12 protein-coding genes are annotated in these 15,297 nt (G+C 46.6%); 6 read left to right on the forward strand and 6 right to left on the reverse strand.

All coding sequences use genetic code 11. The features are described 5' to 3' along the window. Positions 1 to 433: 433 nt before the first annotated feature. Both AC58QC_RS24805 and AC58QC_RS24810 read right to left on the reverse strand, forming a co-directional pair. Positions 434 to 1,273, reverse strand: a complete 840-nt coding sequence (locus AC58QC_RS24805; RefSeq protein WP_497417716.1) for an AraC family transcriptional regulator — start codon at positions 1,271 to 1,273, stop codon at positions 434 to 436. A 4-nt stretch (positions 1,274 to 1,277) separates the two neighbouring features. Continuing rightward, on the reverse strand, positions 1,278 to 1,931 hold the full coding sequence (locus AC58QC_RS24810) for a TetR/AcrR family transcriptional regulator (RefSeq protein WP_497417717.1): 654 nt from the start codon (positions 1,929 to 1,931) through the stop codon (positions 1,278 to 1,280). 145 nt (positions 1,932 to 2,076) lie between these two features. Here AC58QC_RS24810 and AC58QC_RS24815 point away from each other — a divergent pair, with 145 nt between their 5' ends. The 5 genes from AC58QC_RS24815 (at position 2,077) to AC58QC_RS24835 (ending at position 6,919) form a co-directional block, all read left to right on the forward strand. Further along, entirely contained in the window at positions 2,077 to 3,576 is a 1,500-nt protein-coding gene (locus AC58QC_RS24815) for an MDR family MFS transporter (protein ID WP_497417718.1), read from the forward strand. A 258-nt stretch (positions 3,577 to 3,834) separates the two neighbouring features. Continuing rightward, complete coding sequence (locus AC58QC_RS24820) at positions 3,835 to 4,545, forward strand: hypothetical protein (RefSeq protein ID WP_497417719.1); 711 nt, start codon at positions 3,835 to 3,837, stop codon at positions 4,543 to 4,545. A 52-nt stretch (positions 4,546 to 4,597) separates the two neighbouring features. Beyond that, on the forward strand, positions 4,598 to 5,173 hold the full coding sequence (locus AC58QC_RS24825; RefSeq protein WP_497417720.1) for a glycosyltransferase: 576 nt from the start codon (positions 4,598 to 4,600) through the stop codon (positions 5,171 to 5,173). Between the two features lie 54 nt (positions 5,174 to 5,227). After that, complete coding sequence (locus AC58QC_RS24830; RefSeq protein WP_497417721.1) at positions 5,228 to 5,992, forward strand: hypothetical protein; 765 nt, start codon at positions 5,228 to 5,230, stop codon at positions 5,990 to 5,992. A gap of 12 nt (positions 5,993 to 6,004) precedes the next feature. Next, positions 6,005 to 6,919, forward strand: coding sequence for a glycosyltransferase family 2 protein (locus AC58QC_RS24835; protein ID WP_497417722.1), 915 nt, complete (start codon positions 6,005 to 6,007; stop codon positions 6,917 to 6,919). 212 nt (positions 6,920 to 7,131) lie between these two features. Here AC58QC_RS24835 and AC58QC_RS24840 read toward each other — a convergent pair whose 3' ends face one another. From AC58QC_RS24840 to AC58QC_RS24850, 3 genes are all read right to left on the reverse strand, one after another. Next, positions 7,132 to 8,586, reverse strand: a complete 1,455-nt coding sequence (locus AC58QC_RS24840; RefSeq protein ID WP_497417723.1) for a stalk domain-containing protein — start codon at positions 8,584 to 8,586, stop codon at positions 7,132 to 7,134. 658 nt (positions 8,587 to 9,244) lie between these two features. After that, positions 9,245 to 12,211 (reverse strand): DEAD/DEAH box helicase, encoded by a 2,967-nt coding sequence (locus AC58QC_RS24845; RefSeq protein WP_497417724.1) that lies wholly within the window; start codon positions 12,209 to 12,211, stop codon positions 9,245 to 9,247. Further along, complete coding sequence (locus AC58QC_RS24850; RefSeq protein WP_497417725.1) at positions 12,208 to 13,764, reverse strand: SWIM zinc finger family protein; 1,557 nt, start codon at positions 13,762 to 13,764, stop codon at positions 12,208 to 12,210. Before AC58QC_RS24850 ends, AC58QC_RS24845 begins: the two co-directional genes overlap by 4 nt. Before the next feature lie 221 nt (positions 13,765 to 13,985). Here AC58QC_RS24850 and AC58QC_RS24855 point away from each other — a divergent pair, with 221 nt between their 5' ends. Next, entirely contained in the window at positions 13,986 to 14,360 is a 375-nt protein-coding gene (locus AC58QC_RS24855; RefSeq protein WP_497417726.1) for an IDEAL domain-containing protein, read from the forward strand. Positions 14,361 to 14,458: 98 nt separating this feature from the next. On the opposite strand, the gene AC58QC_RS24860 is transcribed toward AC58QC_RS24855, so the two are convergent. Further along, positions 14,459 to 15,250: a 3'-5' exonuclease gene (locus AC58QC_RS24860; protein WP_497417727.1), complete on the reverse strand. Its 792-nt coding sequence runs from the start codon at positions 15,248 to 15,250 to the stop codon at positions 14,459 to 14,461. Between the last annotated feature and the right edge of the window lie 47 nt (positions 15,251 to 15,297).

Consider the following 15,297-nt stretch of genomic DNA (forward strand, 5'->3'; position numbering starts at 1 on the left):
TTGTTTGTTTAAGGCTTTAGCAGCTAACAGGCTTCTGCTGCCGGCGAACTACTAGGCTTTCGCCAGCCCACTGTTCGTAGTACTCACCTCAATCCTTTGCCGATCTCCTCGCTATCTAATCAACGCACATCAGTACCTCAACCGCCACTAATCTGCACTCGCACAACAATAGATGGAAAATGTACAGCTTTTTCACTTGAAATTTCTAAATAAATTGAAATAAATGGAAAACATACAGCTAATTTCGGCATATTCCTGCGAATGAAGCAAATCCCATAAAAATAGATGGAGGTTATCCATCTATATTGATTTTCAGCTAGTTTTATAAGAAATTAGCTACATATTTTACATTTAAATTTGCGCAGCTCCCAAGGTGCCCGAGTTTATTCACCTGAAGCGGCCTCCCCGCATCGCCTTCAACCGCATCCAAAACTCACCGCGGCCGTAAATCGCGGAACGCCGTCGGCTTGAACCCCGTTTGTTCTTTGAACATACGGGAGAAGTAGGACAATTCCATGCCGAACGAATCGGCAATTTGGGAGACATTCAGCTCCGTGGTCAGGAGCAGATCTTTGGCTTTTTCCGAGCGCAGATGGTTCATATATTGAATCGGGGAGTACCCCGTAAACTGTTTGAACGCGTTGATGAAATAGTTCGGATGATAATGAGCGAGCTGGGCCAACGTTTCGATTGAAACCTGATCCGCCATATGCTGCTCCATGTAACGCAGAACACTATTCATTTTCTCGTGGGTCGGCGTCGTTGCTAGATTCAGCTTCACGGATGCGTTGCCATCAATAAATTCCGCGATAAGCTCATGGAGGAGGCCAGTGACTCGGAATTCGGCCGATAAAGCATCACTTCTGCGATAAGCGATCAACTTTTCAAACGTTTGTTGAAGCGCTGCCGGATCCTTGACGACAATCGAAGGGGAGGTGTGCAAAATCTGAAAGAGATCCAAATCCCCGATTTTCGCTGTGAAATGGGACCAATACTTACCAAAGGTATGATCACTGATCGTCCCATAGGCTTGGTCGCTGCCAGCAGGAAGCAGGTATAGCTCGCCAGGCTGTGGATAGTAGGTTTGATCACCTATTTTTACAAAACCTTCGCCTTCCATGATAAAATACAGCCGATTTACAGGACATGCGGGGTTCTCATCATTCCAAGTTCTCGTTACTTTCGTGTAAGCCGCATAATCGACATCAATTCTCGCTCTAGCAATATATTTCTTCCAAAAGGTACGCTGGCTCGCATTCATATCTGATTTCATTGTGTTATATTCCCTTTACAAATAGTCGACAAATGCCTTCTGTAAATTGCTGCTTCGTGTAGCCAAGTACTTCTTTATGGTACAAATACTGCTCTGGAAAAAGTGAAATGAGAATCGTATTGACCGTTAAAGTGACATCAATTTCAGCGATCTCGCCATTCTGAATGGACTTTTGAATCAGTGGAGCCAGAATATTGTGAAGCCTGATAAAGAAAGGCTTTTTGTGAATACTGACGCTGCGTTTGTCCGCATGCATGGAAGAAATGACGGACAAGAGTGCGACATTCTCATCGACGAAATCGATGATATCATGGATGCAGGCTGAAAGCTGTTCCAGCCCTGTTCCGAGGGGTGTATTTATAGCGTATTTATCCTCTAGCGTCTCAATAAAGCGAGTGGTTGTGGACTTGATCAAATCGCTGCACACATCTCCGATATGTGTATAGCGACGATACAAGGTTCCTTGGCCCACACCAGATTCCTTCGCAATTTGATGCATGGTGACGGATTCTATTTCATTCGTTTCCAATAGAGTACGAGCAGCAGAAAGGATGCGACGGCGATATTCCGTATCACGTTCTCCACGGCGACTGCTTGGGGGAATAGCCTCTTTATCGGGTACACAAAATACGTGGTTATGATCATCTGGGTTGTTCATTTATTCGTTCCTCCTGGTAGAGAGATCGTTCATGAAAAAATCATTTGACTTTGCGGACAATTGTCCGTAACATGGGGGTAGCGGACAATTGTCCTGTAACTATTGTAACACGATGAGAGAGAGATTGTCTAAGGAGGAGTTTGCAATGAGTCAAACAGCTGTATCCGGTGGAGCGGAGCCAGAGTTTAAGTTTACGAGCATCCTTGTGCCGCTAATCGCCATTATTACGGGCATATTCATGGTTATCCTCGACACGACAGCAATGAATGTTGCGTTATCAAAGTTGGTGGTTGATTTCAAAACAGATTTACCTACGATCCAATGGGCGGTAACGGGCTATATGCTGGCATCCGCTGCGGTAATTCCGTTAGCGGGTTGGTTATCTGACCGATTTGGAGCGAAGAATGTCTTTTTGACATCAGTACTCCTATTTACAATTGCTTCACTGCTATGCGCAACGCCAAATACCGCTGAAATGTTGATATTTTTCCGCATTCTGCAAGGTTTAGGCGGAGGTTTTGTAATGCCTGTCGCGATGGCTTATGTATACAGACTGAGTCCCCCTAGCAAAATCGGGCAAGTTATGGGAATGCTAGGCGTACCTATTTTATTAGCTCCAGCTATTGGACCGATCTTATCAGGCTGGTTAGTTGAATACCATTCTTGGCACTGGATTTTCCTCATTAATCTGCCTGTCGGCATTTTCAGCTTTATTTTCGGCTTATGGAAATTACCTGTTGTTGCACGTAAAAAAGTTGCTGGCTTTGACCTGCCAGGTATGATCCTTGGACCGATTGCTTTCGCATCGTTATCCTACGGCATCTCGCAAGGTGCTTCTGGATGGACTTCCGATAAAGCTCTTGGTGGAATGATCATCGGTGCTGTTGCACTTATTGCATTTATCATCGTGGAGCTTAAAGCGAAAATTCCATTGCTGGAGCTTCGCGTATTCAAATCATTCGATTTTTCTTTTAGTATATTCATTCAATGGGTGATCCAATTCTGTATGTTCAGCGCGATCTTCCTGCTTCCACAGTTCTTGCAGCAGGCGCGTGGTTTTGGCGCTTTCGAATCAGGGTTAACCACATTCCCGCAAGCCATTGCTTCCGGACTTATGATGCCGATCGGTGGTTATTTATTTGATAAAATCGGCGTGCGTTGGCTCGTTGTCATCGGACTTTCGCTGGTGTCAGGTGCCATTTTCCAATATTCCCACATGGATTTGACTACACAAAGAACGGATCTCATTTTGCCGCTTGCGATGGCAGGTGCGGGTATGGGCCTCATGATGATGCCAATTAACTCCCATTTGATCCAAAAAGCACCGCAGGACCTTGTCAGTCGGGTAACTTCTTTGACAAGTGCCATGCAGCAAGTTATTAGTTCGTTCGGTGTTGCGATCGTGGTGACGATTCTGACTTCGCGTGTGACAACGTTGATTACGGAGCAGAAGCTTCCAGTTGGATCCCCAGCAGACATGCAAAAGTCGATGCTATCCGTAGCTCCTGATGCATTCGGGTATACCTTTACATGTATGATGATTATCGCTATGTGCGGAATTGTCCTCGGTCTCTTCCTGCGCCGCGGCAAGACGGAAGCACATCAAGAAACGCGCGCAGACGTAGCGTTGGAAGGATTACACTAAGCTAGATTGATGAGATAGGTAATGTATGTAAGATAAAAAGGCAGCTTCTAAGTAGATCTTCTACTTACAAGCTGCCTTTTTTCAATACGGTAATTACAGGCAAGCCCCTTCTTGGGAATTAATGGATGAACTATGGTTCTAGCCGTTGCAGGCGGTCCTGCCGGGGCATATCTTATGAGCAAGGTTTTCGTTACGATCCAGGCTCCGAGAACGTGAAGTCCTTCAAAGAGAAGGAGTGTCTGAGAAGGGAGGTGTTATATGAACCGGTGGAACGTGACCTTTGAGACGAAGTGCTATGAAAAGGATTGGCGTTACCTTCTTCAAACACCGAGACTGGAAGCTAGTCTTCGCAACAATCGGTTTCCGTTCAAGGAAGCAGTTTTATACATCAATAACGTCAACGATCCGGAAGAGGTTAGCTTTTATGCCGACAAGTTGGTTCAGAGTGGCGTTCTCACTTCCTATAAAGTCGTTGATCGGTATGCACAAGAGGCGCTGGACTTCTTTGGAATCGATAAAGACAGTTTTAACGGAGGATATTATTATTCCATTTCCGAGCTCGTTGCTATTTACTTGTGTACAACGGATTATTTGCTCCATTTCTCCAGTGACTCGATCCTGGCGGGGCCGCTCGAATGGGTGGAGCAAGCGCTTGAGAATATGGATGATGACCCCAGGATCAAGGTTGCAAATCCGACCTGGAATTTTAGCTACGAATATGCGAAGCAGGAATCTATAGAGGAGGATGAGCGGTTTTATGTGGGGTATGGATTCTCGGATCAATGCTATCTAATTCGAACCGAGGACTTCAGAGCGCGCATCTATAATGAGAAACATCCGGCATCTCTAAGGTACCCGGCATACGGAGGGGAATTGTTCGAGAAACGGGTGGATTCCTGGATGCGGAACCATCAATATTTGCGAATAACCTATAAACATGGCAGCTACATTCATCGCAATTTTACTTGATTCCTATAAATTGAGGGCTATCCTAAAAGTCTGAAAAAAGGTGTGTGAAAGCATGAATATTTCCTTATCCATTCTTATACCCTCCGTACCTGAACGTATGGATTTTTTGTCCCGAATGATTAAAGACTTATCCCAACAAACTCAAGGTATGCCTGTAGAAATTCTCGTATTGCTGGATAATAAAAAAAGCACCATAGGCGCTAAACGGAGTGTACTGCTTGAACAAGCAAAAGGTGATTACATCGTTTATGTCGATGATGATGATCGAATAGAACCCCATTACGTGAGTACTTTGTGTTCACAGATCGAAGCAACGCCTGACGCTGATTGTATTGTTTATGATGTAGCTGTGTATTTAAATGGGAATTTCTATAAAATTTGCAAATATGGAAAAGAGTACTCCTATAGTGAAGATCACTCGTTCTACTATAGAAAACCTAATCCCCGAATGTGCTATGCCAAAAGGATTGCATCTAAGCATAAATTTATGGACATTAGCGGTGGTGAAGATGATGAATGGGCAGGGAGAGTCGCTGAGGATATAACGAATCAAATACGAATTCCCACTGTTTTATATCATTACGATTGTGATCTTACCAAACCATCAAGCTGGTTCTCTCTAAGTTGAAAGAGGTGATCTTATTTGATCTGCTTTACGATATTGGCTCATGAGGACGAAAGCGTGCTAACAGAGCAAATAAAAAACATTCGACACTACATCCCTAACTCCAGGATTGTTTTATACAACGGAGGAACAAATAAGGACTTCGGCAGAAGCCAGGGCATTCCCATTTGTCCGTATAGCAGGCCCTTACAATACGGGAAATTAGGCAGATTTCTATATGATGTTATGAATTGGCTGGAAGAAACTAACATTAATTACGATTACCTTATTAACCTGGATTCTGACGTACTTTTTATTAAGTATGGTTTTGAGTCGTACATCGAAGAGGTAATGGAAGGCTATGATTGCATGGGAGCGCATATGCAAATACAACGTTCAGCGCACGATAATCCGCAATTTTATCCGGGAGTTACGCTGTGGAACGAATGGCATCGCTGGCAACCATTCTTCCAGACAAATTACTTTGTCCGCTATTTTAATCCCGCACAAGTTTATCGCCGTTCCATAGTTAGGAAAATATTGGATGAAACCGATTCTAATCAGCTCGAGCAATTGTTGGCGGCAACGGATACCTTTGCAATGGAAGAAATGCTCTATGCAACACTCGCTATGAAATATGGAGGAAAGTGCCGGGAGTATCCTTGGGATTATGATGAAAGCCTTCAATACGTGCGTACTGTAAAACCTATTTCTTTCGATGAAATGAAGGCGGCAAAATTAGAGCCTCATTATTATTGGATTCATCCGGTTAAGGGAGAAACGTTTACATTTATGAGCATGTTTTCGAAACAAATGGATCATAAAAATAACTCAAATCAGTGATGGAGGAATTACATGGATAGCAAACCGCTTGTCAGTATTCTGATTCCTGCTTATAACAGGCCTCATTATTTGAGGTTAGCTCTAGAAAGCGCCATTAATCAAACCTATCCGAATATTGAAATCATCATTTGTGATGATAGCCCGAACATGGATGTATGTGTTATGTTGCAGCCCTATCTGGTACGATACCCGTATATCAAGTATTTCAAAAACGACACCGTGTTATTTGCGAAAAATTATAATAAGTGTTTTGAATTATCATCCGGCGAATATGTGAACTATTTAATGGATGATGATTTGTTTCACCCCGAGAAAATTGAACGAATGATGGCTTGCTACCTGGAGATGCCGGATGTCACGCTAGTTACTTCTTACCGCCAATGTATCGACGTATCCGGGAACGAAAGACCATCTGTATATGCAACACGAAGATTGTTCAATGAAACGAAAGTGTTGAACGGAATTGATTTTGGCAATGACATATTGTGTCACGGATATAATGTGATCGGAGAACCGACTACCGTACTTTTTCGAAAAAAGGATTTAAAAGAACCATTCGGCATTCTTTGCGGCAGACACTTTACGAGCATCAATGATGTGGCGGCATGGCTCTCGCTTCTTGCTCAGGGCAATGCCGTTTATTTACCTGAGACCCTCAGTTATTTCCGTATACATTTCGGACAACTTCAAAACTCAGTGGGTATATCTTCATTTGCAGATTGGAGCGAATTGACGCTAAATGCAAGAATGGCAGGCTTTTTACAGGACTCAGGCACGTACAAGACTGCGCTTACATTACAAGTGAATAGGCTAGCTGAAATGATATCGTCACCTTCTTTTTCGGAATATGTTCCGAAAATTAACGAACAGCAGAAAAAAATCGAAGCCATCATTTCCTATCTAAGAGGAAGTTCTAATGCCGATTAAGGAAGTGTACAAGACGAGCCAGATCATGTCACATATTTAAGAAGAACTGATGAACAAAAGAAAATCTTGCAAAATGGAATTGATTATAAAAATGAAATATAGAACTTAAAAATAAAGCTGGTAGTTCGAACATTTTCTCATGTTTGTTTCCTACCAGCTTTTTAACTTCATGTGGTTATTTTATAACCTTTGGGGTCAATCATATCATGCAATTAAGGCAAACGCACCGATGCGCGGTAGAGCTTGCTGTTCCATTCTACGGTGCTTTTGAGCGATTCAGCAACTAGGCGAAGCGGGACATACATACGGCTGTCGCCCATGATTTGCAAGGGGACAGGCACAGAAACGGACTTTCCGTTCACCGTAGCGACCGAGCTGCCATCCTTCAGCTTCAAGGTAACGCCAGCATTAGTAATGGTAGCAGTTCTAGTTGCAGCATCCCACGCAAAATTGGCGTTCATCGCGGTAATAAATGGACGAATCGGCACGACCGTTGTTTCTTTATCAATGAAACCGGTAAAATCCGAAATGTATTGACCGTTAATATCAATTTGAACTTTAGGCTTGTCCAGCTTGCGAACGACGAGCGCATTGCTGAGCTTCCTACCCGGGTAGGTCATCATAGTGCCATTCGCATAAAGGCCTGAGCTAGAGCCGCCATCCATATTCATCGCTTCTTTCAACCCTAGCGCGATCGAAATCGCAGCAAGCTCTGACAAAGTTGCGCTTGGAACGGTGCCCATCACGAGACGGTTAGATCCGTCGATCCCAACGAAGCTTCTAGCGGCGGAAGAAGACGTAACTTTAGGGTCGGTGAAGCCATCTCGTTTCACATTGATATCCGAGGAGCCGTTCGTAACTAGCTTCGGTCCTACGCCGATTGCAGACAGCCAGGTTTTGGCATCCAAATTGCTTCCGCCTTCACCCTTCGCAATAATATCCTTCGTAATTCTGTCACCTACATCTAGTTTGGTTAACACGTTCTGCTTGTTGTTGGCACTATTGCCGACAAATAGTACATAACCGCCTGCCGGGACTGATACGGAATCTTGCGTAATGCGAGTGACAAGCCCATCGCTGATCACCACTTTGGTGCCATTAGGAAAGCCGATCCAGCGGCCAAAATCCGGCGTATACCAAACAATCTGGTCGGTGCTCGTGGCTCCGTAATATTTGTTAATACCCCAAGGATTGATGGTATAAGTGCCGCCGCCTTCGCTGGTGCGAATAGCAATGTCGAGATTGACGAATTGAATGTCTGGTACCTTATCTTTGTTCAGGAATAGCGTCTGATTTTCCCCAGAATGCATGGGCTCGCCAGATTTCAGCAGCGTCCCGTTAGGGTAGCGAATATACGGATCAGACTCGTAAGCATTGAAGAAAGTTCCGTTAATCGCAGCGACACCATTCTCTCGCTCGATGATCGATTGCATGGCATCATCATGTCCGATCCCGCCATCAGCTAAGGCAGGAACGAGCTCCAGCGTTGGGTCGGTGAGATCTACCGTAACAACGTTAACTGTGAAGTTTTTACCTGAAGCGTAAACGAGTTTAGAAGACGCGTTCACGGATGGGGAGTACGCGGCAGATGCTGGTGCACTACCTGCGAAAAGAGCTGCGCTAAGCAGAAGGGAAGTAGCTGGAATTAATAGTTTTCTATGAAACATAAGTAGGGTCTCCTTTGGTGAGTTAAATGTCGAAAATTGATGAAATTTATACGTCAAATATAACATTCGGAGAAAGAAAGGTGTTTAAGACGCATGTCTTCGGAAATGCATGGCTACCAGTATCGTGAGAATGCGATAGAGGCGCCTGAAGTTCTCGAAAGTCCAGAGAGTCCTAGGCTTTAACGCCTTTTTTGGGCGTTAAAGTCCGTTCGCTGGCCGAAGCGAGAGCTGTAAGGCCCTTTTCGGGTCTTACAGCGCCCGCGGGCTCCCGAAAGGCCAGCGAACCCAAGACTTTAATGCCCTTTTCGGGCGTTAAAGTCAGTTTGCTGGCCGAAGAGTGAGACTTTAAGGCCCTTTTCGGGCCTTAAAGCGCCCGAAGTCCCCGAAAGGCCACGGACCCAAGGCTGTAAGGCCCTTTTCGGGTGTTAAAGTCAGTTCGCTGGCCGAAGCGTGAGCTTTAAGGCCCTTTTTGGGTCCTAAAGCGCCCAAAGTCCCCGAAAGGCCACGAACCCAAGGCTGTAATGCCCTTTTTGGAGCTTAAAGCGCCCGAGGCTCCCCACCTGAGTTTGGTCTTGCCCCTACAATACATAAAGGGGCTGTCTCCGCGTAGAAGAATCTACGCGGAGACAGCCCCTATGGTTACACAGGTCAAGCCAAACTACCAAGACTTCCGCAGTGTAAACAAATCCTGCAGCTCATCATTCGAAAGCTCCGTAATCCAGCCTTCGGAGGAGGAGATGACGTTGTCGCTGAGGCTCATTTTGCTTTCGAGCATCTCGTCAATCCGCTCTTCCAATGTGCCGAGCGAGATGAACTTATGGACCTGCACATTCCGCGTTTGGCCCATCCGATAGGCGCGGTCGGTCGCCTGGTTCTCGACCGCCGGGTTCCACCAGCGGTCGAAGTGGAACACGTGGTTCGCCGCGGTCAAGTTCAACCCGACGCCGCCGGCTTTCAGCGACAGCACAAAAATATTCGGTCCATCGCCATCGGCGGCTTGGAACCGTTCAATCATGCGGTCGCGCTCCTGCTTCGGCGTGCTCCCGTTGAGGTAGAACACTGGCTCTCCGCGCTGCTTCGAGAGCACATCCGCCAGCATGCGGCCCATGCCCACATACTGCGTGAAGATCAAACACGAATCGCCCTCATCGCGGAGCTCATCGACCATCGCAACAAGCCGCTCCAGCTTCGCGGAGCGTTGAACGAGCGCTTCGCGCCCATCCTCGCTTTGCATCATCTCCTCAGCCAGCTCCGCTTCCTTCGTGAGCAGCATCGGATGATCACACAGCTGCTTCAGCTGTGTCAAAGCGCCAAGGATCGCGCCTTTGCGCTCCATGCCCTCGAGCTTTTGCATCCGCTCCATCAGATCCTTGACGGTCTGCTCGTACATCGCGCCTTGCTCAGCCGTCAAGTTGATGTAGACCTTCATTTCCAGCTTGTCCGGCAAATCGAGCTGGATGGCGGGATCTTTCTTTTTGCGGCGCAGCATGAAAGGTTTAACCAACTGCTGAAGCTGCGCGGTCCGTTCCGCATCCTGATGCTTCTCAATTGGATTCGCGAAGCGAATTTGGAAGCCGCGCTGGTTCCCGAGGTAACCCGGATTCAGGAAGTCATAGATCGACCACAGCTCTGATAATCGATTCTCAATCGGCGTACCCGTAAGGGCTATTCGATGAACAGCGTTCAGCGAGCGAATTGCGGCGGATTGTTTATTTTGGGCATTTTTGATATTCTGCGCCTCGTCCAAACAGAGGGAGCTCCATGTGTAAGGCTGAAGTGTTTCTTGATCCATGAGTGCTGTCGTGTAGGAAGTAAGGACAATATCTACGCCCTGCAAAGCATCATCCAACGCAGCACCATTCAATCGACCTTTCCCGTAGTGCAGCATGACGTTAAGATCGGGAGCGAAGCGAGCAAGCTCCTTCTGCCAGTTGCCAAGCACGGAAGTTGGGCAAATCAATAGAGCAGGCTGTTCAGAAACCGGTTTGTGATGCAGTAAATAGGTAATGAATTGGACGGTTTTGCCGAGTCCCATATCATCGGCTAAGCATGCGCCAAGTCCGAACTTACGCAGGTAACTCAGCCAAGTAAACCCTTGATGTTGGTAGCCACGAAGCTCGGCGCGCAACCCTTGCGGCACGGGAATGAGCTCTAACTCGGAAGGCTGCCCAAGCTGGCGTACCAAAGCCATCAGATGCCCGTTCAGCTCAACCTCTAGCTGCAAGCGAGCCTCCTCTTCATAATCCAACTCCTCGGGAGATTCGCCATCCCATGAAGACTTTACCTTATCCCTTTCCAACTCACTCAATAAATGAAGCTGGAAAATATCTTGCAGAGACAAGCCCTCAGCCGGATCGATGCTATCCATCAATTTTCGGATTTGATCTAAGAAGGCGGGATCCAAATAGATCCATTGCCCACGGAAACGAATAAGTCGTTCATTGCGGCTAAGCAGACTGTTGAACTCCGCTTCGCTTAATTCAGAATCACCGATGGCAATCCGCCAATCGAAGTTGACGAGTGAGTTCATACCGAACAAGGACTCGCTCTTACCGCCGCCACCAGCTCCTCCGCCAGCTTCCGCAGCGACCTTAGCGCTCAGTCGAGGCTTTCGTTTGGCTGCCGCTTCCCACCATGCTGGCAGCATGACGTTCCAGCCATCCTCCAGCAAGATGCGACTATCCTTGGTCAGGAACGTCCAAGCCGAATCATCGCTCATTGGATGAGCGAGCAGTTCACCGTCATCCGCCATACGAGGCAGGGCTTCTAGTAAGCGTGTTACCCAACCAGGGGCACGCTCAACGACAAATGGAGTCCATTCAGATGCCCAAGCGCCTGAAGCCGTTCCATCCACATGCAAGCGAATCGGGGTGAGCAGGGTGCTATCTTGTTTATCCTGCAGGACGAGTCGAAGTCGCCACTCGTCTTCGAGTTCATCCGGCTCAAGCAGCTGCAACGCTGGGCGGAAGGGCGCTAAGTCCGGACGCCATCCCATGGCGGATAGCCATTCATTTTCTGTAAAAGCTGCAGGAGAATCGTCAGCCGTGTTCGACTTCCTGCTAGCCGTAAATAAAGCCGGATAATCCCGGCGCAAATCTGCCAATGCGGCATCATCCGCATAATGAGCTTCTACGACCGCAGCTGAGAAGGCAGCGCGCAATCCCTTCAAACCCTCGCTAAGGTCATCCATGCTCTCCAACATGGACCAATCTACTTCGGCGAGTTCTTCTGAGCTGCGATCCCACGTCCAAATTAACTGACCATTGCGGAAATCCTCATAGCTCGGTATATACAGTCCTCTCTGAGCAGCTTCATTGAGAAGCGGGGCAACACGCAGCATTTGTTGCGCGGATTCGGTTCCCATCTCCCAGCTCACTATGTCCATGAAGTTCGGATCTGCAAAGAAAGGGAGTACCTGCTCTACAGGTAGAATGGTTACTGCCAGATCACCAGCTTGTTGTGTCTCCAGCAATGTACCATAGAGGGATGGGGCATGCCAGGTGAATAATAGCTTACGGAAGTGGTCGCCTGAGACTTCTCTGCCATCCTTGAAGCCCCATAACAAGGCATCTCCGCTTTCCGTTAGGGACATACATAATGACATTTCATGCAATTTGGTGGTCATTCCAGCAGCTTCCCTTTCTTCAATTCTTCCTGCAAGGCGCGCAGCCTGCTAAACCGACTGACGAATTGGGTGAAGAATGCTTCCCATCGTTCGGGTTGCTTCATTTTTTTATATACTTTCTCTAACCGTTTCAAGAGCCGTACGGCTGATTTATAATCATGACGGTTTTTGAGCCGAATATAGTGCTCTATAGCTTGGTGATAATAGGGGAGGAGTAGTTCAGGTGACTCCTTCTCAATAGGCTGAAGTACATTCACTCGATGTGTGAACGGGTCGTAGCCCTGCGCGATTTGCATTTCGATCCATGACTTCCATTTACGTTGTTCATAATAGAACGCCTCGATAATGCGATAGGAGGCAGGGAGTAGTTCCACTAACGATGCCCACATCAGGTCATTCGCATCAGGAACGTGAGCAACCGCGACTTTCCAATATGCGGCGTAGGATTCGATGTCGTGATGTCTTTTACCACTATAGAACGAACTTAATCTACGCAGCCAATGCACAATCTCATGCCATTTCTGAACATGTTCCAGATAGGCAAGGAAGGGGATGATCAGAATAGATGGCGCATCCTTGTAGGAAGCGTGTGACGCAATGACATCCCAGGCCTCATCAGACTTCGATTGGTGAAGATACAGGAAGGCTCGTCCTGCGCACAGTGAAAGAGAGAGTTCCGCGGCATCCATCGCTTCGAAAGCAGCTAACTCAGAAGCCGTCAGGCTTTCATCTCTCGCCACTCCGAAAGCCCAGAACGTCGAAAACACCCGAAAGTGGTGAAGTTTCTTCGGCGACTCGATGGCCATTTGTGCTCGAAGATAAGCGAATGTCTGCGTTAATCTTTCTCCAATCCGCGTGCCATCCAATGCCCCCACTGATTCCTTCAGCCAATCATCCAGCTCATCACTCAGATGATAAACGGTTGCGGCTGTATAGAACGTAACACCCGCTTGTGCGTTCTGCTCTACAATTTTACGTAGGATGAACAGCCTCTGATGAAAATCGAAATAAAACTGATCCTTCTCGGAAAACGGAATTGCTGTTCGCTTGAGATTGGCCAATTGCCCTCGCAGCAACTCAACATAGTTCCATTGATCGTAAGAAGGTTTGAGGTGAAAGGTGTAATGCTCCATAAATTTGTGCCAGCCATCTACGGTCATCCCTGGCAATTGCTCCAAGGATGACACAGAAGAGGCTTGAGCAGCTACCCGTTTCAACGCCATTTTGGCATTCATGATTTGGGAAGCTGGATAGCCTTGTCGATCTGCAAGCTCCATCAAGGCTGCAGCCACATGTTTGCAGGCAGTCTTAACAGGGCAACTGCAGGAACTTGCTTTCAACTGATTAAGGTCAATCCCTACCATACACTTCTCGCCAAACTCTTCCACAACGGCGTTAACCTTCTTAATCTCAGAAGCAATAATTAGAGACGTTACCATCTGCTGTTTATAGAAATGAAAGCCTCGACTTAGCGTAACTTCGTTATACGTTTCAGCCACATATTCGAGTAATTTCGACCATTGGTCATCATTCAGAACGGGTGTAGAAGACATGAGTAAACTCCTTTGGATACTTACGATAGGAACATATGTCTCTATTATAAAATGTCGAGATCAACTTGTAAATTTTATAGGGACAATTTTTACGTTGCCGATCAAAATGCCGACCAGCTCACTATGTACTTGGAACGCTTTATTAACGTCACTTGACAATTTATACTGTAATAATTATAATTACAGTATGAAAAACATTTCTAGTGAAGGTGGCGAGGCGTATGTTGAACGTTGCAATTAGTGATTGGGTTGTCGCAACAACAAGTGAAGATGAATTGGTTCATGGGTATGTGGAAGCGATCGCTTGGCAGCATGGTATCGCCTTCGTACATGTCATCGCTTCTGATCAAGATGAAATCATTGGACATCAAATCGAAGTGAAACTCTCCACGGTGAAACCATTACCAATCAGCGGACTGGATACAGAAGCTGGTGTTCGCAGCTTGATCGATCTCGCATTATCGGTCAGAGACGAACAGTGGTTCTTGGAGCTTTCGACGACTTTACTCGCTTTGCAGTCAAACGAATCCAAGACTACCAAAGACAAAGTGATCCCTGGTTACTATCAAAACCGTCTAGGCGTGGATCAATTGTAATGGTTGAAATAAAAGAAGCCAATGTACACGTTACCTTGCTCAGCGAGCGTAGTCGGTAGATTGGCTTATTTGTGTTTTATTGAGTTGGAAATTAGCACCTACTGCGAAGCGGCAGTATTCCCTTTGGGTTTTGGCGAAGGCACACCCTTAGCTACTTCCGCGGCGAATAGGGTTTGCATTTCGGCGATCTTTTTGGCGTCAGCTGTCTCTATCTTATCAGCGAAGTACTTTTCCACAAACAACTCCCAGGTTGGAACAACCTTTTGCGTCGTAATGGTTTTCACGGCCGTTTTGATCAATCTGCGCTCTTTGGCATTCGTGTACATATCCACGTATTGCTGCTTGCGATCAAAATCTAAATCGTTAAAGATCGCACGGAATACCTCTGCAGTCATTCGAGCATCATCCAAGGCTCTATGTGCAGAGCCCTCAGCCACGATATTGAGATCTACAAGCGCGGCTTCCACGCTGACGTCGTTCGTAACTTTTTTGAAGCGAGTGAACCCCTTCAGTAAGTCGAAATAGTTGGCTGCCATCCAATAAGCATCATCTAGCTTGTGCATGCGTGTATCAAACACGATACGCTTCAAATCTTCGCCGCCCCATGTGACCAGCAGGAGTTCCTCACTTGCACTTAGCCATGTCAAGAAATCAGCAATCACCTTGCGGAATCCCGCGGCTTCATCGATATCTTCCTGGGGAATTCCTGTTTTTTTCTTAATAAAAGCATTCAGTTTGGAAAAATAGACCGGCTTAATCAAAGCAGAAAATTCATCTATTTGCCCAAGAGATGCGTCTAAACGAACAGCGCCAATCTCGATAACTTCCATCGGTAAATCACTGGCAAACTTTCGGCCGTTAAATTCGATGTCTAATATAATGTAATCCATGTTGTGGGCCCCCGTTTCATCTCTATCCTATCATTTTAGCAGAAAAT

This window comes from Paenibacillus sp. J22P51 (assembly GCF_059692215.1).